The 21181-nt window shown below is 60.7% G+C and carries 19 protein-coding genes, 1 tRNA gene and 1 other RNA gene; 20 read left to right on the top strand and 1 reads right to left on the bottom strand.

Going from position 1 to position 21181, the window contains the following annotated elements; all coding sequences use genetic code 11:
- Positions 1-146 precede the first annotated feature (146 nt).
- Positions 147-1853 carry an alpha-glucan family phosphorylase gene (glgP, locus tag P1S46_01940; GenBank protein MDF1535245.1) on the bottom strand — a complete coding sequence of 569 codons (1707 nt, stop codon included), beginning with the start codon at positions 1851-1853 and terminating at the stop codon, positions 147-149.
- A gap of 678 nt (positions 1854-2531) precedes the next feature.
- Between glgP and P1S46_01935 the strand changes: the two genes are divergently transcribed.
- The 20 genes from P1S46_01935 (at position 2532) to P1S46_01840 (ending at position 21017) form a co-directional block, all read left to right on the top strand.
- A complete protein-coding gene (locus P1S46_01935) occupies positions 2532-2813 on the top strand; it encodes a hypothetical protein (GenBank protein ID MDF1535244.1) in 282 nt (93 codons plus the stop codon).
- A gap of 42 nt (positions 2814-2855) precedes the next feature.
- Complete coding sequence (locus P1S46_01930) at positions 2856-3245, top strand: peptide-methionine (S)-S-oxide reductase (protein ID MDF1535243.1); 390 nt, start codon at positions 2856-2858, stop codon at positions 3243-3245.
- Between the two features lie 409 nt (positions 3246-3654).
- Positions 3655-6153: a sugar phosphate nucleotidyltransferase gene (locus P1S46_01925; protein ID MDF1535242.1), complete on the top strand. Its 2499-nt coding sequence runs from the start codon at positions 3655-3657 to the stop codon at positions 6151-6153.
- 10 nt (positions 6154-6163) lie between these two features.
- Positions 6164-7576: a phosphoglucomutase/phosphomannomutase family protein gene (locus P1S46_01920; protein ID MDF1535241.1), complete on the top strand. Its 1413-nt coding sequence runs from the start codon at positions 6164-6166 to the stop codon at positions 7574-7576.
- Positions 7577-7591: 15 nt separating this feature from the next.
- Positions 7592-7909, top strand: a complete 318-nt coding sequence (locus P1S46_01915; protein MDF1535240.1) for a septum formation initiator family protein — start codon at positions 7592-7594, stop codon at positions 7907-7909.
- The gene (locus P1S46_01910; protein MDF1535239.1) at positions 7906-10155 is read left to right on the top strand and encodes a GGDEF domain-containing protein; all 2250 of its coding nucleotides are present in this window, start codon (positions 7906-7908) and stop codon (positions 10153-10155) included. The genes P1S46_01915 and P1S46_01910 overlap by 4 nt, the downstream gene beginning before the upstream one ends.
- The gene (locus P1S46_01905) at positions 10152-11033 is read left to right on the top strand and encodes an acyltransferase (GenBank protein ID MDF1535238.1); all 882 of its coding nucleotides are present in this window, start codon (positions 10152-10154) and stop codon (positions 11031-11033) included. Before P1S46_01910 ends, P1S46_01905 begins: the two co-directional genes overlap by 4 nt.
- 103 nt (positions 11034-11136) lie before the next feature.
- Positions 11137-11709 carry a hypothetical protein gene (locus tag P1S46_01900; protein ID MDF1535237.1) on the top strand — a complete coding sequence of 191 codons (573 nt, stop codon included), beginning with the start codon at positions 11137-11139 and terminating at the stop codon, positions 11707-11709.
- Complete coding sequence (gene tsaB / locus P1S46_01895) at positions 11706-12437, top strand: tRNA (adenosine(37)-N6)-threonylcarbamoyltransferase complex dimerization subunit type 1 TsaB (GenBank protein ID MDF1535236.1); 732 nt, start codon at positions 11706-11708, stop codon at positions 12435-12437. Before P1S46_01900 ends, tsaB begins: the two co-directional genes overlap by 4 nt.
- A complete protein-coding gene (gene rimI / locus P1S46_01890) occupies positions 12427-12954 on the top strand; it encodes a ribosomal protein S18-alanine N-acetyltransferase (protein MDF1535235.1) in 528 nt (175 codons plus the stop codon). The genes tsaB and rimI overlap by 11 nt, the downstream gene beginning before the upstream one ends.
- A 302-nt stretch (positions 12955-13256) precedes the next feature.
- Positions 13257-13332, top strand: a tRNA-Gly gene (locus P1S46_01885).
- Between the two features lie 204 nt (positions 13333-13536).
- Entirely contained in the window at positions 13537-14247 is a 711-nt protein-coding gene (locus tag P1S46_01880; GenBank protein ID MDF1535234.1) for a hypothetical protein, read from the top strand.
- Positions 14244-15911, top strand: a complete 1668-nt coding sequence (gene argS / locus P1S46_01875) for an arginine--tRNA ligase (protein MDF1535233.1) — start codon at positions 14244-14246, stop codon at positions 15909-15911. Before P1S46_01880 ends, argS begins: the two co-directional genes overlap by 4 nt.
- A 2-nt stretch (positions 15912-15913) precedes the next feature.
- The gene (locus P1S46_01870; protein ID MDF1535232.1) at positions 15914-16534 is read left to right on the top strand and encodes an SPOR domain-containing protein; all 621 of its coding nucleotides are present in this window, start codon (positions 15914-15916) and stop codon (positions 16532-16534) included.
- 325 nt (positions 16535-16859) lie between these two features.
- A complete protein-coding gene (locus tag P1S46_01865) occupies positions 16860-17036 on the top strand; it encodes a hypothetical protein (GenBank protein ID MDF1535231.1) in 177 nt (58 codons plus the stop codon).
- Between the two features lie 26 nt (positions 17037-17062).
- The gene (locus P1S46_01860) at positions 17063-17344 is read left to right on the top strand and encodes a cell division protein ZapA (protein ID MDF1535230.1); all 282 of its coding nucleotides are present in this window, start codon (positions 17063-17065) and stop codon (positions 17342-17344) included.
- A gap of 88 nt (positions 17345-17432) precedes the next feature.
- A non-coding RNA gene (gene ssrS, locus P1S46_01855) (6S RNA) lies at positions 17433-17614 on the top strand.
- 299 nt (positions 17615-17913) lie between these two features.
- Positions 17914-18543, top strand: a complete 630-nt coding sequence (locus P1S46_01850; GenBank protein ID MDF1535229.1) for a 5-formyltetrahydrofolate cyclo-ligase — start codon at positions 17914-17916, stop codon at positions 18541-18543.
- Positions 18533-20092: a ribonuclease Y gene (gene rny, locus P1S46_01845; protein MDF1535228.1), complete on the top strand. Its 1560-nt coding sequence runs from the start codon at positions 18533-18535 to the stop codon at positions 20090-20092. The genes P1S46_01850 and rny overlap by 11 nt, the downstream gene beginning before the upstream one ends.
- A gap of 100 nt (positions 20093-20192) precedes the next feature.
- Positions 20193-21017 (top strand): TIGR00282 family metallophosphoesterase, encoded by an 825-nt coding sequence (locus P1S46_01840; GenBank protein MDF1535227.1) that lies wholly within the window; start codon positions 20193-20195, stop codon positions 21015-21017.
- Positions 21018-21181: the final 164 nt, after the last annotated feature.

Below are 21181 nucleotides of genomic sequence, written 5' to 3'. Positions count from 1 at the left end.
GAGAAACAGATCTCCTGGAACACCGGGAACAACCTGGAACACCGGGAACACCGCCGGGGGTACGTGACTGCTTTTGCGGAAAACGAGATCGCTTCGCCCGGGATTCAGCTCGCGATGACAACGTGGGGATCACTAATTACTCAGTCTCAGTTCCCCCTCTCGTGCACGTGGGTGGCCAGGTAGGCGTAGGTGACGTAAAAACGCATCATCCGGTGCGAGTTGAAGTAGTAGGCGTTTTTCCCGATGGCATTCTTCATGACACTAACCCACCCGGCCCGGTCATCGTAGAAAAGGGGCATGATGGTCTTTTCCAGCTTGCTGTACAGGTCCTCCACGTCCCCGGTGCCGTTGTAGGTCCCCTGGTTTTCCTCCCGGAACCTGGGCCCGATGGACCACCCTGTCACGCCCTCGATGTGGCCCTCCACCCACCAGCCGTCCAGAACGCTGAAGTTGGGCACACCGTTGTGGGCCGCCTTCATGCCGCTGGTACCGGAGGCCTCCATGGGACGCAAGGGAGTGTTGAGCCACACGTCGACTCCCGACACCAGGCAGCAGGCCATCTCCATGTTGTAATCGGGCAGGTACACCACGGTTACCTTGCCTGCCAGGGTGCGGGCGTGGTCGAAGATCCTCCGGATGAGCGCTTTGCCCGGTTCGTCATGGGGATGGGCCTTGCCGGCGTAAACGATCTGGAGACGGCCGTCGCCGATCCTGGTCAGTCTCTCCATGTCCGAGAAAAGGAGGTCGGCACGCTTGTAACTGGTAGCGCGCCTGGCAAACCCCAGGGTCAGGACGTCCGGGTCCAGGGCGATGCCGGTCCGCTCCTCGATCCGCCCGATCATTTTGGTCTTGGCGGCCATGTGCGCGTTCCAGATCTCCTCGTCGGGGATGTGGTCGACGCGGACGAAGAGCTCCGGCTCGTTGGCCCAGCCCGGCAGATACCGGTTGTAGAGCTCCTGGAAATGCTCACAGGTCCAGGTAAAGGAGTGAACGCCGTTGGTGATGCTGTGGATGTGGTAGCCCGCGAACATCTCCCGGGAGATCTCTCCGTGCCTTTTGGCCACACCGTTGACGTAGTTGCACAGGTTCAGGGCCAGGAGCGTCATGTTGAGGTTGTCCTGTCCGCCGAGCTCCCTGAAAATGTCCATGGGGATCGGTTCGCCGAGGATATCGGTGACCAGGTCCCACGAGAACCTGTCGTGTCCGGCCTCCACCGGGGTGTGCGTGGTGAAAATGCACCTCTCACGCACAGCCTCGGTGTTCCATACCGCCTTCTCGTCCCAGGTTTCCCGGATGTCGAGGCGGAACCAGTTGAGCAGTTCCAGGGTCAGGAGCGCGGAGTGCCCTTCGTTGAGGTGGTACTTGTAGATATCGTGACCCAGTTCGTTGAGCATCCGGACACCGCCGATGCCGAGGACGACCTCCTGCATCAGCCTGTAAGCCCGGTCTCCACCGTAAAGGTGACGTGTAATGGCCTGGTCCTCGGCGCTGTTTTCTTCCAGGTCGGTGTCGAGGAAGTAGACGGGGATGACGGAACCGGTGAGGCTTAAAACGTTGTAACGCCAGACACCCACGTGGACCGTGTGTCCCTTGATCTGGACGGTGATCCGCTCCGGAAGAAGCTCCAGGAGGTCCGCAGGATTCCAGTGGACCGGGTGCTCGAACTGCGTGCCGTCCTTGTCGAGTTCCTGGGTGAAGTATCCCTGCCGGGACAGCAGGGTTACAACCACCATGGGGAGACCCAGGTCCGCCGCCGATTTGATGGTGTCCCCTGCCAGGACCCCGAGGCCCCCGCTATAGGTCGGGATCTCCGGCCTCAGGCCGATCTCCATGGTGAAGTAGGCGATCTTCATCTCGTTGATCAAAGTTCTCTCCTCGCTGATCCAATCAGGACGGTAATTTAATTGTATCCCTCGTTAAACGTGATGTCGTGCCGGGGAGTGTCTTTTATCATTATTAGAAAAAAAGTGGAAAGTGGAAAGTGGAAAGGGAGGGAGGAGGGAGGAGGGAGGAGGGAGGAGGGAGGAGCATACCTGTCACCCGCCTTTCTCCGTGTCCTCCAGCCGTCGCCAAAGGCTATGGCTGGCAAGCCGATTTTCTCCGTGGTGAATGCTCTTCAGGCTTTGACGGCACACGTCAGAGTTTTCCCCCCAGCCCTAAGGTTTTCCCTGCGTAACCCTGTGGAGCGGCCTACAGCCGGCCGCACTAGTTAGCTTTAGGATTTTAACTTTGTGAAACTTTGCGTCCTTTGCGGTCAATCAGCTTTTGCTGTTTTTGCAGGGACCGGGATTCCCCCCCCCAGATTTCCGCCCTACCCTGTGGCCCCCTGTGAATCGACCTGGGAACGGTCGACCTGTGTCCCCTGTGTTAAAGCCCTTGCCGCTTTCACAGGGACAAAAAAGAGCGGCCCCGATCGGCCGCCCTTTCCACCTTCCACTATTTCTCCTCTCTGCCCTTTCCTCCCTTGCCTTTTAAACAACAATACTTACATTTTGGAAATGACTCTCAAACTCTTTCGCAGGAGGCTTTTCATGAACCCGGGAACCCTTTCCATTCCGGCCCTCGTGGCCACCGTTCTTTTTCTTTCCTCCATGGCCTTTATGCCGGTCCGCCTGCAGGCGGCGGCAAGGGCCGGAAACGATGCCCGCGCCCTGAGTTCTTCGGGCTCCGATAGTACGGCATGCGACCTGGCGCCGTACTCCGGGCTCCTGAACGAGGGAGACATGAAAACCGGCTCCGGGCTCCGGGAACTTCCGCCCTTGGACAGCGAAGTTCCATCAAAGGTGGCAACTGCCACCTTCGCCATGGGGTGATTCTGGGGCCCTGACTCCCGGTTCGGGAGTCTGGAAGGTGTCCTGAAAACCCGTGTCGGTTATGCCGGCGGTAAGCAGCCCTCCCCGACGTACCGGCGCATCGGGGACCACATGGAGACGATCCAGATCGATTATGATCCGGGAATGGTGAGCTATGAACGCCTCCTGGAGGTGTTTTTCGGCTCCCACGACCCCACCTGGCCGTCCCCCATCCGCCAGTACGCCTCGGCCATCTTTACCCACGATGATGAGCAGGCGAGGCTGGCTAAAGAGGCTCTCGCGACGGCAGGCAGCCGTTCACGCAGGCCGGTATCCACCGAGATCCTTTCTTACTCCGGGTCAACGGCTACATCGGCGGCAACGGGTCCCTTGAGCAGCTGGAGCGTGAGATTCCCGGGCTGGGGCTTTCGGCCGAAACGGCCAGCGCGTTGAAGGCGTTCGTGGTGAAGAGAGCTGGAAGATAAATAAACAGTGGAAAGTGGAAAGCCGAAGGCCGAAGGCCCTGAGCTTGTCGAAGGGGTGGAAAGGGCGGCCGATCGGGGCCGCTCTTTTTTTTGTCCCTGCAGAAACGGCGGATTTAACAGCGGACGCAGGGGACACGGAGAAGAGCGAAGGTAAGGATCTTTCTTCGCGCTTTGTTCTTTGCGCTTCGCTCTGTCTTTCTCCTCCCTCCTCCCTCCTGCCTCCTCCCTGTGTTTCCCCTGCTCTTAACCTCCCTTGACCCACCCCCAAACCTGTTCTAATATAGGAAAATTTAAAGTGTTAAGTTGCACTTTACTGTTTTAAGGGAGTTCGGGACCTGCCGGTGCTTCCGGAGGTTCGCCCGAAGGGAGTGGATGTCTTGAAAGCCGTTGTCATGGCAGGCGGGTACGGAACCCGGCTCAGGCCGCTGACCATCAAGCGCCCCAAACCGATGATACCGGTCGCCAACCTTCCGATACTCGAGCACATCGTCCATCTCCTGGTCCGCCACGGTTTTTCCGAGATCCTCATGCTGACCTACTTTTTCCCCGAGTCCATTGAAGAGTATTTCGGGGACGGTTCCCGATTCGGGGTCCGGATCTCCTATCACCAGGATCCGCCGGGCGGCCTGGGCACCGCAGGCGCGGTGCGTGCCGTGGCCGATATCATTGACGGGCCTTTCCTGGTCATCAGCGGAGACGTCATCACCGATTTCGATCTCACCGAGGCGTGCGATTTTCACCGGGACCGCGGTGAACTGGCGACCATGGTCCTGACCAGGGTCAACAACCCCCTGCCCTTCGGTGTCGTGATCACCGACGATCAGGGCAAGGTTTCCAGGTTCCTGGAAAAACCGTCCTGGGGGGAGGTGTTCAGCGACACCATCAACACCGGGATCTACATCATACAGCCCGAGGTCCTCGACAGGATCCCCGCAGGCAAGAACCGGGATTTTTCCAAGGACGTTTTCCCGGGCCTCCTGGCCGAGGGGAACCCTCCGGGCGCGTACGTGGCTCAGGGCTACTGGAAGGATGTTGGAAACCCGATGGAGTACCTGCAGCTGCATCGGGAGATCGCCACCGGTACCATCGTCCTGAACATCCCGGGCGAGGCGAGGACAACCAGCGAGGCCACGGTCTTCGTGGGTGAGAACGCCGAGATCGCCGAGGGGGCCAGGTTGTCCGGCCTGGTTGTGATCGGGGACGGGGCCCTGATAGGCGACGGGGCCAGGATCCGCGATTCGTTCATCGGCCCCGGATCGATCGTTGAGGGCGGCGTCCGCATGCGCTCGTCCATCCTGTGGGACGGAGTCCGGGTAGGTAAGGGGGCTTTCATCGCGGGAAGCGTCATCGGGTCCGGAACCGAGATCCGAACGAGGGCCAATGTGGAGGAGGCCTCCATCGTCAGCGACGATTGCATCATCGGCCGGGGCAGCATCGTCCGGTCAGGTGTGAGGGTCTGGCCGGACAAGGTCGTCGAGGACGAAGCCATCCTGGCCAGTGATTTTATCTGGGGTTCCCGCTGGCGGGGTACCCTGTTTACCTCCGGCATCATCCAGGGCCTGGCCAACAGGGAGATCACTCCCGAGTTCATGGCCCGCCTGGGGGCCGCTTTCGGCGCCACGCTGCCCGAAGGGTCCGCTGTTTCCCTTTCCCTGGGAATGCACAGGCTTGCCAAGATGATGGGGGAAGCCATTGCCGCCGGCATCCTGTCCATCGGGATCGACGTCCACGACTGCAGGATCGTCCCCATACCGGTGGCCCGGCACCAGATCAGGGCACAGGGCGACGTGGGGGGAATTCACGTCAGGCTTGCCCCGTCCGATCCGGAGATCCTCGAAATCCGCCTTTACAGGGAGGACGGAAGGGAACTCACGACCGCCGAACGCAACGAGATCGACCGGCTGTTCTTCAGGATGGATTTCAAACGGGCCACGGTGGACAACTCCGGGTCCATCAGCGCCCCCGACTACGGGCCTGAATCCTACGAAAAGGTGTTCCTGAAAAAGATCGATCTCGAGACGATCGCCGCGTCGCCGATGAGGGTGGTGGTGGATTACTCCTTCGGCAGTACCCTGAAGGTGCTCCCTTCCCTGCTGGGCCGCACCCGCTGTGAGGTGGTGTCTCTCAACGCCCACCGTGACGAGGAAAAGGTGGTCAGGACCACAAAGCAGTTCGATCGCGCCGTGCGCCAGTTGTCCCAGTACGTGGTAGGGCTCGATGCGGGCATTGGAGCCATCGTCAGCGCCAGCGGGGAGACCCTGTTCCTCCTGGATGAGAAGGGCCGGTGGATCGATGGCGGGAATATGCTCCAGGTGCTCGCCCGGCTGGTGTTCAAAACCAACCCCGGCTGCATGGTGGCCGTGCCGGCCAGCGCCAGCGGCAACCTCGAAAAGATCGCCGCCGAATACGGGAGCCGGATCCTCAGGACCCCCATCAACCCCAGCGCCCTTCTGGACACGGCGGTGACGTCCGGCGCATTCATGGCCGGGAACGGAGAAGGGGGTATCGCTTTTGCCGATTTTCATCCCTCCTTCGACGCCATGTTCTGTCTCGTCAAGACGGTCGAGATGATGGCGCGTACCGGTGAGACCCTTGGCGGCCTGGTCGATTCCCTCCCGGAGGCGTTCCTCCAGCACAGCATCGTTCCCTGCCCGTGGGAGGCCAAGGGCCTGGTGATGCGGCATCTCGTGGAGGAACTCGGGGAGGACGCCAAGGGGATCGAAGGGGTGCGGTTCGACGAAGGCGACGGGTGGGTCCTGATCTATCCCAGTTCCAACCACGCCTGTTTCCACATCTACGCCGAGAGCGCCACGCCTGGCGGCGTCAGCGACAAGCTAAAGACCTGGTCAAGGAAGGTCGAGAACATGCAGCAATAAGGGGGCGTCTTTGTTGGAGATCAAGTTCGGCACATCGGGATGGCGCGGCATCATCGCGGACGAGTTCACATTCGAGCGGGCGCGGTTCGTGACGGCGGCCATCGCCCGTTACATGGTGGAGAGCGGTGAAGCCCGACGCGGTGTCCTCGTCGGCCATGACACCAGGTTCATGGGTGAGGATTTCGCCGCCGACGCGGCCCGTATTCTCAGCGGCATGGGCCTGGCTGTTTACCTGTGCGCCGAACCGGTGCCCACTCCCGCCGTGGCTTACCTGATCCTGTCCCGGGGGTTGGGCGGCGGTGTCAACTTCACTGCCAGCCACAACCCCAGCAACTACCAGGGGATCAAGTTCAGCACCTCCTGGGGAGGGCCGGCCCTTCCCGAGACAACCGGGAGGATCGAGGAGCTGGTCAGGCAATACCGGGAGCAGGGCCTTCCCCCCCGGTCACCGAAACCGGGACGCGTCGAGACCGTCGATCCTGCCCCGGAGTACCTCGCGAGACTTTCTTCCATCGTGGACCTCGGGCTCGTGGCACGCTCGGGCCCCCCTGTTTTCTACGATGCTCTTTACGGGACCGGCGCCGGATACCTGGACCGGGTACTTGAGGACGCCGGGTGCTCCGTCACCACCATCCACGGGAACCCGGATCCGCTTTTCGGGGGCGCCCCGCCGGAACCTTCCGAGGGGCGGCTTGCCCAGCTGGCCGGTATCGTTGCCGAAAACAAGGGGCTGGGGTTATCCACCGACGGAGACGCGGACCGTTTCGGTATCGTGGGCAGCGCCGGAGAGTTTTACCCTCCGAATACCGTCCTCGCTCTGCTGGCTGATTACCTCATCCGCGTGAAGGGTGTCCAGGGAGACCTGGCCCGCAGCGTGGCCACCACGGGACTTCTCGATACCATCGCCGCGGCCCACGGCCGCCGGTGCTACGAGACGCCCGTCGGGTTCAAGTATATCGGGCAGATGATCTCCGGGGACCGCCTTGTCATGGGCGGCGAGGAGAGCGCCGGGATGTCGGTAAGAGGCCATGTTCCCGAAAAGGACGGGATCCTCGCCTGCCTGCTGGTCGCCGAGATGGTGGCGGCAGCGGGCCGGACACTGTCCGAGCTTGCGGCCGAACTGGCGGACAGGTACGGGCCCAGGTTCTCGAAGAGGGTGAACCTCCCTCTCACCGAAGAGCTGGTAACGGGGCTTCGCGAGCTTCTGGAAACCCCGCCCCGGGAGGTTGGAGGACAGGAGGCCCGGGACCTTGTCACCATTGACGGTACCAAGTGGGTTTTTGACGACCGGACGTGGGTGCTCCTGAGACTGTCGGGAACGGAACCCGTGGCAAGGCTGTACGTGGAGGCAGACAGGGAAGAGAGGGTTGCGGATCTTACACGGGCCTTCAGGAAATGGATCTCGGGAGGCACGAATGGCTGACGGAAGACGGGAACTGTGAAACCGGGCGAAAGACAGCGGGTCTGGATCGTTCTGTTACTGATCCTGGCCGTGTTCGTTGCCTTCAGCGCCGCCGGCGAAAGGGGCTTTATCAGGCTCAATGCCATGGGGTCCGAGCGGGACGAACTGCGCCGCCGGGTCAGCGAGCTGACAAAGGGCAACGCTGACCTCGCCGAAGAGATCAGCCTGCTAAGGGATGACCAGGCTACAATTGAAACACTGGCCCGCACCGAGCTGGGAATGGCTCGTGAGGGAGAGACCATCTATATCCTGCCCGAAGTCCTGACCGAAGGTCCCGGAAGCGGGCCGCGATGAATTTCACTGTCAACCGAGCGGTGGTCGGGCACCTGAGCCTTTTACTTCCCGTTCTCGCCCTGGTCTCCCTGCTGCTGCCGGTGACCGGAGAAGGGCAGCTGCCCGCTTCCATGTACCTGGGGATCCAGCTGTCCCTGGTTTTCGCGGGGATGGTCCTTGCCGTGGCGGCCGGGAAACTGGACGGAAAACCGCTTCGGATCGCCCTGGCCGACCTGCGCGTCCAGGCCGGCGTCTTCCTGATGCTCGGTGCCGGCGTCCAGTTCGGGGTCCACCGCTGGCCGCTGGTTCCCCTGGTCCTTTTCCTGTTCTTCCCCCTCACCGATTTCGCCTGCAGACGGTCGGTCCTCTGGCTCCCGGCCCTCGTCCCGGCCGTGGCGGCAGCCGGACGGTATGCGTTCCTGAGGGAGATGGAGATGGCGCTGTGGGCGGCGGCTTTCCTCGCATACAGCGTTATCCTCGGGTTCAGGATGTCCAGGGATCAAAGGACGATCCTCTCCTCCCGGTCCCAATTTAACCGGATGAAGAGCGATGCAGAGGATGTGATGAAACGGGTTCAACAGGATGACAGGGGGAAGACCCTTGACCGGATCAGGGGTGAGGAGGCTGCCGCCGCCGCCGCCCTGGACGAGGACGATCTCCTCCAGAAGCTGCTCATCCTGGGGTGCCGGTTCTTCGGCGCCAGGACCGGCATCCTCCTCGTCCCGGCGGAAACGGGCTACTACAGGATGCGGGCTGCCGTCCATCGCGGCGTGAAGATCGTCGAGGAGCTGGTCCCCTCCGACAAGGGCTTTATCCACATCGCCGTTCAGCGCGGCGGGGTCCTGTGCGTTTCCGATGCCCGGTCCGCGGGACGTTCCCTCGGGCTTTATTCCGACAAGACCGAGGTCGGCTCTTTCCTCGTCAAGGTCCTTTACGACAAGGACTGGGCACAGGATGCCGGGGACGGCGAAGGCCAGGGGAAGATCCGATGCGTGCTTTATTTCGACAGTGAGACCGTTAACAAGCTGTCCCTCGACGCGGTCACCTCGAAACGGCTGGAGGAGTTCGGGGCCCTTGTCTTCAAGGCGATGAGAACGGCCGGTCTTCTGCACCGCATGACCACCGACATGTCGGTAAAGGACGCCATTGCCCGGTATGCGCGGAACCTGACCAGGTCGTTAAAGCCCGAGGACCTGGCCGAGGAGGCGTTAAAGGCCATGCTGGAGGCGCTGCCCGAGTGCAGCGGGGCGGCGGTCCTGCTCTACGATGACGAAGACAGGGCTCTGTCCGTGGCGGCTTCTTCCGGAGAACTGGTCGGCGGGCTCAAGGACGCGAAGATCTTCCGGGACGAACCCAGCCAGATGGGGCTCCTCCTCCGCCGTTTTGCCGAGATGGGGAGCGGTCCCAATCCGAACGGATCCAGCCAGGCCGAGATCCTCATCCATTACAAGCAGGCCAGGAAGTCCCCTTTTTTCCTCAGGGGAGAAAAACTGGATCGCATCACCTCCTTTGCCGCCATTCCCTGTTACATGGGGAAAGAGGACGGCAAAACATCTCTCAAGGCAGCCATCGCGGCCGTATCCCGCAAGGCTGATGTCTTCAGGCGGGAAGAGGTGGAGGACCTGAGGACCCTCGCGGGAATGATGGCGCCGGCGCTGGACAACGCCCTCCAGCACCGGAAGGTGGACAACCTGTCCAGGACCGACGGGTTGACCGGCCTTCTCAACCACAGGACCTTCCAGATCATCCTCGACGGCAAGATAAACAGCATGAGCCGCTATGGGCAGTCCATGGCCGTGCTCATGGTGGACGCCGACAAGTTCAAGACCGTCAACGACACCTATGGCCATCCCGTGGGTGACGAGGTCCTGGTGGAACTGGCTGCCCGGCTCAAGGCCCTGGTGAGAAAGAACGACGCGGTTGCCAGGTACGGGGGTGAGGAGTTCACCGTGGTCCTCGACAGCGTTGATGAACATAACGCCCGGTCCATCGCCGAGAAGATGCGCGAAGCCATCGCTTCCAGGCCGTTCGCCACCGCTGCCGGACAGCTTTCCGTTACGGCCAGCTTCGGGTTCAGCGTTCTTCGCAAGGATGACACCACAACCAAGCGGGAGTTCCTCGGGCGGGCCGACCAGGCGCTGTACCATGCCAAGGAAAGCGGTCGCAACCGGGTCGTCAGCTACATGGAGATCGAGGGCGCTGCCGCCAGGAGAAACCCGTACACCGGAGCCGAAGAGGCGGAAGTGGCGGGGGAGGTCCGATCATGACCAAGATCGCCGGGATCCAGTTCGCGGCTAAAGAGGACCCGGAAACCAGCCTGGGAAAGGCCCTCGAACTGGCCGCTCTCGCCGTGGAACGGGGAGCGGGGCTCATCGCTTTCCCCGAACTCTGCACGACGCGCTGGTTTCCCAACAGGATGAGACAGGGGAACTTCGAGCTCGCCGAGGCGGTCCCCGGGCCGGCCACCGAGCGATTGTGCCTTTTCGCCGCCCAAAACGACGTTGTCATCGTCTACCCTTTCTTCGAGATGGCCGGCAAGGGCCGATATTTCAACAGCACGGCTGTTATCGACGCCGGCGGGAAATTGCTGGGTATCTACCGGAAGATCCACATCCCCAACGTGACGGGCTGGCAGGAGAAGTTCTACTTTCTCCCGGGGGACAAGGGGTTCCCGGTATTCGACACGCGGATCGGCAGGGTCGGAGTCCAGATAAGCTGGGATATCTTCTTCCCGGAAGGTTCAAGGATCCTGGCTCTCAAGGGGGCCCAGCTCATCGTCGTTCCCACTGCCAACGCCCACGCCAGTCACGACCGCTGGGAACGGATGATGGCCGGAAACGCCCTGGCAAACGGACTTTTCTTCCTGAGGGTCAACCGTGTCGGACGCGAGGAAAAACAGACTTTTTACGGGAAGAGCTTCTGCATGAATCCCCATGGCGAGCTCGTCCACAAACCGGCAGGGGCGAGGGATTCAGTCCACATATCAACCATCGACCTGGACGAGATCCCCAGGACCAGGCAGGAATGGGCTTTCTTCAGGGACCGCAGGGAGGACCAGTACGTGGAGATCAGGGGCAGGCTGCTCTCGGCGGATGGACTTGGTATCCCGCCAGGGCTTTACTCGGGAGGGGCCGATGATGAGTGACGCCGGAATTTCCAGCAGAACGCCCAACCGTGCGGGGAGGCAGCGGGGCCCGGTTCTTTTAGTCCTTCTCGCGCTGATTGTACTCTTGTCGGGGTGCCGGTCCATGAACCCGCTCCCGAACTTAGGAGTGGGGCAGGCCACACCTGACGAGAACCGTATCCGGAAGCTGATGAAATGGCATTCCGGCCGGGTGGAAGTGTACCGGGAGTTCAAGACCGTGTTCACGGCGAGGGCTGTCTACCTCTCCGGGGACATCCTGGAATCGGTGGTTGAGTTCGAATCCCGGTCCAAGCTTTTGAGTCCCGATGAACGACGGGAGCTGGAAGAACGTCTGGTGGGGGACAAGGGGACTTTCAAGGTCCTGCTGGGGTTCTACACCCCCGGCGATGAGCTCAATGACCTCGCCGGCGAAGAGTCCATCTGGGTGACTTACCTCGAGGACCCGGACGGGACCGTTACCAGGGGTACCTGCCTTGGCGTGGATGAGGATGAATACAGTGTCTACATGAGGTTCCTGAAATGGGACCTTTCCTGGTCCAAACTGTACATCCTCTGTTTCCCCATGGACCCCGCCGTCCGCGAACCGGCCGACGGGCAGATCAACCTGGTTATCTCGGGTTCCCAGGGGCGGGGAGAAATCCGGCTGAAAACCTCCCCTCCGGGTAGCGTACCGTGATCATCCTTGCCGCGGATACCTCCACCACCAGCGGCAGCGTCGCGGTGAGCGGCTCAGACGGCACGGTCCACGCCGTCGAACTGGACCCTGCACTGCCCCACAGCCAGACCCTCCTGCCCGGGATCCAGAGAGCCCTCGCGGCAGCCGGGCTGTCCCGGGAGGATGTCCAGGCTGTCGCTGTCGGCATCGGACCGGGAGCATTTACCGGTCTGCGGGTGGGGCTTGCCACCCTGAAAGGCTGGTCGGCGGCGGCGGGCCTGCCCATGGTCCCCGTGGTTTCCCTTGACGCGGCGGCGCTCCCCCTGCTCAGGATGGGTGTCCCGGCCATGGTTGTTTCAGATGCCCGGAAAGGGGAGGTTTACGCGGCCTGCTACCCGCGGCTGGACGAACATGGACTACCGGTCCGGAAAGGTGAGATCGATCTTGTCCCCATCGAGGAGATGGAAAGGTGGATCGCCGAGGCAGGGGAAAGGGGAGCACACCTGGCAGGGACCGGGGTCAGATACCTTCTGGATAAGGGTATCGGGTCCTCCCTTGCGGCCGATGGCGAAACGGACCGTGTCCCCCTGGCAGAGGATATCCTTGCCATCGCCGCCGTCATGGTCGATCTGGGTATGACCGTGGATGCGGCCGCCGTCGTCCCGTCCTATGTCCGGCTGCCGGATGCGCGTCCACCGTCGCCTGGAACAGTGATCACAGGCTCAGGGACCCGCGACAATGGCCCCTGAGAGCCGATCCCCGGTCTCACGCGCCCTTCAGATAAGGCCCATGGGGACAGCCGACCTTGACCAGGTCGTCGTTATCGAAGGAAATTCCTTCAACCATCCGTGGTCCCGCGAACAGTTCCAGGCGGAACTTTCCCGTTCCCATGTCTCCCGTTGTTATGTGGCTGAATTTGCCAACGGCGATCATGGAGGGGGCGGCCCCGAAGGACCGCGGATAGCCGGCTTCGTGACGGCGTGGCTTGTCGCTGACGAGATCCACATAACCGATGTGGCGGTTCACCCCGACATGCGGGGGCGAGGGGTCGCCCGGGTCTTGCTGGAGCACGTGCTGGAGGAGGTGCGCAGCCACGGAGGGCGATGGTGTCAACTCGAGGTGAGGGTCGGCAACACCGCGGCCAGGGGACTGTACGGCAAGCTGGGTTTTGAGACCCTTGGCGGCCGGCGGGGGTATTACAGCGACGGTGAAGACGCGGTGGTGATGGGCAAGGAACTGGATCTGCAATCCAGTTCCGGTGTCTAGCAGCGTGTCGGAAAGCCGTGACATCACGATTGCGTAATCACGCAGGTGGCGTGACTAAAAGGGTCGGGTCACGTGTTCCGGAGGGGGAACCATACCTGAAATCCGCCGGTTTGGGCTCCTCCGTCCGGGGTTTGGGGCGTCGATGAAAAGTTTCTGACACTGTCCGGACACGTTCTTCGGACCCGGACCTGGAAAACGGCATCTCCGATGCCCCGACCGGAGGCCGGCCAAAACCAATCGCGGATTTCGGGTTCTGGATGTTCTTTACAAAGTTGTTTCCATTGACTATTATTTTTTCCTTCGCGGGCATAACTCAGCTGGTAGAGTGTCAGCTTCCCAAGCTGAAAGTCGCGGGTTCGATTCCCGTTGCCCGCTCCACCAATACACAAGCCGCCACAAGGCGGCTTGTTTATTGGTGGAAACAAGCGGATTGAGGATTGAGAGTTACGGATTGAGAGTAGTATAACGAGCGTTCCGGATTTGTGTGTTTTGCGCTACATTTCCATGGTATCAGTTCCAACGATGACAATTTTCAATTCTCAATTCGTAATTTTCAATAAATAATCCTGAAACGGAGACACGTTGCCAAATCTTGTTGATTTGCACACCCACATCCTCCCCGGTCTCGACGACGGCGCCGGGGATGCCGAACAATCCCTGAGGATGCTGGAGGGCCTTGAGAAGCTGGGTTTTTCCCACGTGTTCACCACCCCCCACCATCGCCTTTATTCCTGGGAAGGGCTGGAGGCCGGGATCGTACACCGGGCGGTTGAGGATATCAGGGGGAGAGTCTCGGCGAGGGGGCTGGAGGTGAAGCTTTATGCCGGGATGGAGTTCGACCTGGACGAGGCCCTGGTCGAGAGGGTCCTAAACAGGCCGGGAAAAACCGGCCCGGTCCTCGTGGACATCGGTTTCTGGGGAGTCCCAAGGAACCTGCCGGGGCTGCTGGGAACGATCCCTGGAGCCGTCTGCCTGGTTCACCCGGAAAGGAACAATGAACTCTGCCGTGACATGGGTGGGCTCAATGATCTCGTCGTTGCCCGCGTCAGGCTCGTGGGCAACCTGGGAAGCCTGTCCGGGATGTACGGCCAGCAGGTCCGCAGGCGGGCCCGCGAGTTGCTGGAAAAGGATCTGTACTGGGCCCTTGCCTCCGATCTGCACGGTGAGGAACAGCTGGACTGGATCGGCAGTGGAATGAAAGAGCTCTGCGCCATGGGCGGACCTGGTGCCGCAAAAAGGCTCCTTTCCGATAACCCCATGGAAGCCGTTATCAACATGGAGGATGACCTTTGAAGGGAACACTGAGCCGTATCGTCAGGGACGCACTTGAGATGGCCGCCGGTGAGGGAGAGATCCAGGCCAAAATACCCATACCGATCATCGAGATGACGAGGGACCGGAAGTTCGGCGATTACGCCACAAACGTGGCCATGGTCCTAGCTTCCAGGCAGGGAGAGAACCCCCGGCAACTGGCAGGGAAGATCGCCATGAGGGTTTCACAGGCCGACGATGCGGGTTTTATCGCCGAGGTGTCGGTAGCGGGTCCGGGCTTTATCAACCTGACGATGACACCCGGGTACTGGTCCTACGTCCTGAAAGGGGTTCTCACCGACGGAGCCCGATTCGCCCGTTCGGATATCGGCAAGGGACAGAAGGTCCAGGTGGAGTTTGTGAGCGCCAACCCCACAGGCCCTCTCCACGTCGGTCACGGAAGGGGTGCGGCCCTGGGCGACGCGCTGGCCAACATCCTTCAGTGCGCCGGTTACGACGTCGAGAGGGAATACTACATCAACGACGGCGGTAACCAGATCCGCACCCTCGGAGTCTCGGTCCACGCCCGCTACCTGGAGCTTTGCGGTGTGGATGCCCCCTTTCCGGAAGAGGGTTACAAGGGAGAGTACGTGCGGGACATCGCCGCTAAGCTGAGGGAGGAGGAAGGGGACCGTTACCTGGAGATGGAAACGGCCCGGGCGGTGGAAGGGATCGCGGTCAAGGCCGCGTCCTGGATCCTGGACGATATCCGGGATGACCTGGAACAGTTCGGGGTCGTGTTCGACGTCTGGTTCTCGGAAAAGGACCTTTATGACCGCGGCCTCGTGCAGCAGACCCTCGAGGACATGGAAAAAAGGGGGGGACTTTACAGGGAGGACGGGGCCCTGTGGTTCCGCTCCACCGACAGGGATGACGACAAGGACCGGGTCCTGGTCAAGAGCGATGGCTCCCTGACCTATTTCGCTTCCGACGTGGCTTACCACAGGGACAAGTATGAGCGTGGTTTCGACCGGGTGGTCAACGTCTGGGGCGCCGATCACCACGGGTATGTCGCCAGGATGAAAGCGGCGGTGGCCGCTCTTGGCCGGGACATGGAAGATCTGCAGATCGTGCTGGTCCAGCTTGTCAGCTTGGTCAGAAAGGGCCAGCCGGTTGCCATGAGCACGAGGGGCGGTCAGTTCGTGACGTTGAGGGAAGTCCGCGACGAGGTTGGCAGGGATGCTGCCCGGTTCATCTTCCTGACCCGCAAGGCCGACAGCCAGCTGGAGTTCGATCTGGATCTCGCCAAGGAGAGGAGCAACGACAACCCGGTCTACTATGTGCAGTATGCCCATGCCAGGATCTGCAGTATCCTGAGGAACGCCGCCGAGCAGGGGATCCCGATGCCCGATCCTGAAACCGTCGAGTTCGGCCTTCTGGACCTGCCGGAGGAAAAGGAGCTCATCCGCCACATGGCCGCACTACCCGACGTCGTGGAAGGAGCGGCGTTGTCCATGGAACCTCACAGGATCACCAACTACCTTCGTGATATCGCGACGACCCTGCACAACTACTATTATCACCACAAGGTCCTTACTGATGACGCCGCCGTCACCTCGGCCCGGCTGAGCCTGGTCCTGGGTGTGAGGACCGCTGTCGCAACTGCCCTGGCCCTGCTGGGCGTGGCGGCGCCCGAGAGGATGTGAGGATGGCTCGCAGGTCCACCCAGCCGCGGGAGCTCGTTCGCCTGACCCCGCTGCAGTTCAGCCTTGCGGTCAGCATCGTTGTGCTCCTCGCGGCCGGAAGCGGACTTGCCGGGTATCTCTACGGGTATCGCAAGGCCATGGAAAAACCGGAGACGGTCCAGTCGCCCCCCGCGGCCGACCAGGGGGTCACCGCCCCGAGCGGCAGGCCGGGTGTGGACAGCCAGGCTCCGGTGACTTTCTACACGACTCTGACCGAACAGCGGGAGCATACACCGGCAAAGCGGGATCCTCCTGCAACGGAAGCGCCCGGCACTGCCTCTCCTCCAATTTCTACGTCTACTCCTGCTCCTGCTGTTGAGACTTCCGCAGCAGTGGCCAGGAGTGGGGCCATCATGCTCCAGGTCGCTTCCTACGGAAAGAGAGAGGCCGCCTCCAGGCTCCTCGAGAGCCTTGGCGGTGAGGGCTATGCAGGGACCGTCGTAAGAGCCGATCTCGGCGACCGCGGCGTCTGGTACCGGGTCAGGATCGGGCCGTACGGGGGTGAGAAGGAGGCCGGACGGGTCCTGAAAAAACTGAGGGAAGAACGAAACCTGAAAGGTTTTGTGGTTAACAGTACACAGTGAACCGTTGACAGTCAGTCGCTAATGCTTAACTGAAACACATGCCCCCACGGGCTTTTTTTGTTTTTCAGGTTTGGCACTGTGAACTGTAAACCGTGAACCGTAAACTAAAGGTTCATGAGGACAGGTCGGCATATTCGCGCCGGCCGAAGGTCCTCCTGAACCTTTTTCTTAGCACCTTGACAGAACTCCTTGAAATACCTTATTTTATTCAAATTGTTTGGTGATCTTTAAAAAATTTCCTGGAGAGTTCTTGTGAGTCCGTCAAGTGCTTGCCGGCTATGGTGTCACCAATGACCCGATATCCGTAGGATGTTTCGGAGGCAGGATGCTCAAGGCGTTCGAAGAGCTGGAAAAGGCGGTCATCAGGCTCCTCGACCGGGAGGACGCGCGAAAGAAAAGTCCCCCTGGGTCCGGGAGGCGTTCGCCGGGTCCGTCTGGTGGTGACAACGAGGAAGCGGCTGAACTGATCCGCAGGGCCATCAAGAGGCTCAAGTCCCTTTAATGATGGGTGAGGAGCCGGAGGGAAGCATGCCAGGCAGGGTCGATGTCGAGATCTTCGGGAAGGTATACACGGTCCGCGGCGACAAGGATCCCGATTACGTCCGCAGGGTTGCCGAATTTGTCGACCGAAAGATGAGGGAGATCTCCCAGGTCACGGAAACGGTCTCCACTTCGAGGATCGCCATCCTCGCGTCCCTGAATATCGCCGATGAGCTGATGACCCTTTTAGAGGAGTCAGAAGAGCTCAAAGTCCGTATCAGAGACCTTACTGACCGGATCGGAAGGTCACTGGGGGAGAAATCGCCCTGACACCCGGAATCAGCAGACCGGATAGTGAACAGGATCGATCGCTGATTTCGGGTCTTGATGGGAGAGGAGCTTTCTGATAAATAGAACATGACCCCTGCCCTGTTCGTGGAGGCCTGTTACTTTTGAGCCAACACTCTGTAGACGGGGCTCCCATTGCGGGCGTGGTGTGCATGTTCGCAACCGCGAAAAGCCTGAAACGCTCCTTGGGAAACCCACCTGGTCGAGCAGGTTCAAAAGCTGAACTTGACCACGGCAACGGGCGGGGGTTTTCTGGAAGTAATCTGGACCGGTCGTAAGAGGCCTGCATGAGTCCAGTTTGATATATAACTTGAAGTTCAGCAGCTGAGGGATTCTGTAAGTGGTAACATGGGCCGTATGAAAGGCCCTGCCATATACTAAAGAACACAGTCTGACACATACGAGCCGCTCACCTCCCGGGCTTTCGCGATGCAGGGGTGTTCTCGAGACAACAGGATCTCCTTCAAGTTACGAACTGGTCCTCCCGTGGGCCTCACCGGTGCGGCCGCAACTGCGGTCGAAACGCAACATTATTCACTGGTGAGGTTTTCTTGTATCATCTCGACAACCATGACAAACAGCGTATCCGGGAGAGGATGCGTGCCCTGAGACACAGCCTTTCGCCGGAGCAGGTCCGTTCGGCGGGGATCGCTGTGACAGGCGGTGTCCTGGACCGCCCCGAGACGGCCGCGGCGGGTACGGTGTGCGTCTACGCCCATACCTGCAAGGAAATCCCCACCGACATGCTCATGGATCGCCTGCTGGAGAAGGGTAAAACAGTAGCTGTTCCGGACTGGGAGGGCTGGAAACAGGGCTTCGGTCTCCGAACAGCGGCCATCGCCGGTCTCAACGACCTCGATCTCGAATCGAGGGTCGTCCCTCAGCCTTCCCGTGTCGAGGGGAACATCGTCCCTGTCGACGAGATCGACATTTTTCTTCTCCCCGGACTTGCCTTTGATCTGCGGGGCAACCGCCTGGGCATGGGCGGCGGCTATTTTGACCGCCTCCTGGCCCGTGCGTCTTCCACCGCCACTTTCCTCGGGCTGGCCTACAATTTCCAGGTCATCACCCATCTGCCGGCTGAGAGTCACGATATCAGGGTCCACGATGTTGTGACACCCGGCCATGCCGGAGCCCGGGGTGTTAACGATAAACAGGAGGGTATTGAGTATGATACCTGAAAAGATCATCATCTGGATCGCCCTTGTCGCAGGCGGGATCGCGGCAGGGTTCGCGGCTCGCATCTTCCTTCAATCGACATCCGATCGGCGCAGGCAGCGTGAGGCAGCCACCTCGATAGAAACTGCCGAGAGGCAGGCAGCAAGTCTCCTCAAGGAGGCCGAGATCAGGGCCAAGGAGCTCCTGCTGGAGTCCAGGTCCAGGCTGGAGGAGGAAACAAGAGAAGAAAAGCGCGAGATGCAGAAGCTTGAAAAACGGCTGCAGCAGCGTGACGAGAACCTGGACCGCAAATTCGAGACATTGGATAAAAAGGAGCAGGACCTGGTCAACCGCGAAAAGGCGGTTGCCGGACAGCAGAGAGCTGTCTCCGAGAAAGAGAAGGAGCTAAGCGCTACCATAAGTGAACAGAGGATCAAGCTGGAGCAGATCTCCGAGATGACCGCTGACCAGGCCAAGGAAGAACTCAAATCCATGATGGTGGAGGAGGCCAGGATCGATCTGGCCAAGACCGTCAAGAGGATGGAAGAGGAGGCCAGGGAGACGGCAGACAAGAAGGCCAAGGAGATCATCAGCCTGGCCATCCAGCGGTATTCGGGAGAGTACGTGGCGGAAAAGGCGGTGACGGTGGTCAACCTTCCAAGCGACGAAATGAAGGGAAGGATCATCGGCCGGGAGGGGCGCAACATCCGCTCCTTCGAAAGCGCCACCGGCGTGGATCTCATCGTGGACGACACTCCCGAAGCAGTGGTCCTTTCGGTCTTCGATCCCATCCGGCGGGAGATCGCCAGGATAGCCCTGGAACGCCTCATCACCGACGGCCGGATCCACCCGGCCCGGATCGAAGAGGTGGTCAAGAAGGTTTCGCGGGAAATGGAGACATCCATCAAGGAGGAGGGCGAGAAGTCGGCCTTCGATATCGGTGTGCACGGGATCCATCCGGAGCTCATCCGTCTCATGGGTAAACTGAGATACCGGACAAGCTACGCCCAGAACGTCCTGCACCACTCCATCGAGGTGGCTTTCCTGTGCGGGATCATGGCGGCTGAGCTTGGACTCAACGTCAAGGATGCCAAGCGGGTCGGTTTCCTCCACGATGTGGGCAAGGCGGTGGACCACGAGATAGAGGGCTCCCACGCTCTTATCGGGGCCGAACTTGCCAAGAAGTACGGAGAATCCCAGAAGCTCGTCAACGCCATCGCCTCCCACCACGACGAGGTGAAAGCGGGTTCCATCGAGGCGGTCCTGGTGCAGGCGGCCGACGCCCTTTCGGCGGCCCGGCCCGGCGCGAGACGGGAAATGCTGGAGAGCTACATCAAGCGTCTCGAGGATCTCGAGAGGATCGCCAACACGATCAAAGGGGTCGACAAGAGCTACGCTATCCAGGCCGGCCGCGAGATCCGCATCATGGTGGAATCCGATGAGGTCAGCGATGAACAGTCCGCGGTGGTGGCCCGACAGATCGCCCAGACCATCGAGAAGGAACTGGCCTATCCCGGGCAGATAAAGGTCACCGTTATCCGGGAGACGAGAGCGGTGGATTACGCGAAATAGGCGCGGATACTAGGTGCTACGTACTATGGACTAGGACAACCGCTGTTGGCATAGCACATAGGATATTGCCCATAGCTCAAGCGTTTGAAAGGTACTCCATTTGAGTAAAGAGACCAACACCATCCGCGTGCTGTTTATCGGCGACGTTGTCGGCAAGCCCGGCAGGGTGGCGGTCCGGGAGCTTATAGACAGCCTTGTAGATCACCATCACATCGATCTCGTGGCCGCCAACGCCGAGAACGCGGCAGGGGGGTTCGGGATCACATCGGAGACGGCCGGGGATCTTTTCTCGGCCGGCGTCCACCTTCTTACCACCGGCAACCACGTCTGGGACAAGAAAGAGGCGCTGGATCTTCTGGCAAATGAGGAGCGTATCGTGCGCCCGGCGAACTACCCTCCCGGCGCCCCCGGTCTGGGTCTCGTCACGGTCAAAACGCCCGGCGGGGTCCCTGTCACTGTCGTTAACATCTCGGGACGGGTCTTCATGGATAACGTGGACTGCCCCTTCAGAACTATGGACCGGATCCTGGAGGACCTGGCCGGCGCCGGCGGGAAATGCGTGGTGGTTGATTTCCACGCCGAAGCCACCTCCGAGAAAAGGGCCATGGCCCTTTACCTGGACGGCAGGGTCAGCGCGCTCCTTGGCACCCACACCCACATCCAGACCGCCGACGAGCGGATCATGCCCGGGGGGACAGCCTACCTCACGGACCTGGGGATGACGGGGAATGGGGACGGGTCTGTCATCGGCATCGATTTCAAGGCGGCCCGTTACCGGTTCCTCACCCAGATGCCGGCCAGGTTCGACCTGGCCAAGGGGGTCCCGGTTTTAAACGGGGCCTTTGTGGAGATGGACACGGCGACCGGGAAAGCCCTTTCCATCCAGCGGGTCACCAAATCCCTCGACAGGTCCGTATCCCCCTAAAAGCCTGCACGGAAAACCTGGGCAGGCTTTTAGCTGATGTTTGTCTGGAACCCCAATAACGGTTCCGACAAACTTTTTAACCATAAAGGTTGATGACTTCGCAAAAAGTCATCAACGCGCCCCGCGCGGGGCGCCCAAATCAATGACTCACTCCGTAAGTCATT

It is taken from the genome of bacterium (assembly GCA_029210545.1).
In the GTDB taxonomy this organism is placed as follows: domain Bacteria; phylum BMS3Abin14; class BMS3Abin14; order BMS3Abin14; family BMS3Abin14; genus JARGFV01.
The sequence above is the reverse complement of the archived record's forward strand: the minus strand, read 5'-3'. Positions and strand labels throughout refer to the sequence as shown.

Excerpts from the sequence above, each read along its gene's own strand:
- P1S46_01860 (MDF1535230.1), top strand. The coding sequence starts at position 17,063 with ATGCCAGGCAGGGTCGATGTCGAGATCTTCGGGAAGGTATACACGGTC.
- rimI (MDF1535235.1), top strand. The coding sequence starts at position 12,427 with ATGGCCCCTGAGAGCCGATCCCCGGTCTCACGCGCCCTTCAGATAAGG.
- rny (MDF1535228.1), top strand. The coding sequence starts at position 18,533 with ATGATACCTGAAAAGATCATCATCTGGATCGCCCTTGTCGCAGGCGGG.
- P1S46_01900 (MDF1535237.1), top strand. The coding sequence starts at position 11,137 with ATGAACCCGCTCCCGAACTTAGGAGTGGGGCAGGCCACACCTGACGAG.
- P1S46_01935 (MDF1535244.1), top strand. The coding sequence starts at position 2,532 with ATGAACCCGGGAACCCTTTCCATTCCGGCCCTCGTGGCCACCGTTCTT.
- P1S46_01910 (MDF1535239.1), top strand. The coding sequence starts at position 7,906 with ATGAATTTCACTGTCAACCGAGCGGTGGTCGGGCACCTGAGCCTTTTA.
- P1S46_01865 (MDF1535231.1), top strand. The coding sequence starts at position 16,860 with ATGCTCAAGGCGTTCGAAGAGCTGGAAAAGGCGGTCATCAGGCTCCTC.
- P1S46_01905 (MDF1535238.1), top strand. The coding sequence starts at position 10,152 with ATGACCAAGATCGCCGGGATCCAGTTCGCGGCTAAAGAGGACCCGGAA.
- glgP (MDF1535245.1), bottom strand. The coding sequence starts at position 1,853 with ATGAAGATCGCCTACTTCACCATGGAGATCGGCCTGAGGCCGGAGATC.
- P1S46_01870 (MDF1535232.1), top strand. The coding sequence starts at position 15,914 with ATGGCTCGCAGGTCCACCCAGCCGCGGGAGCTCGTTCGCCTGACCCCG.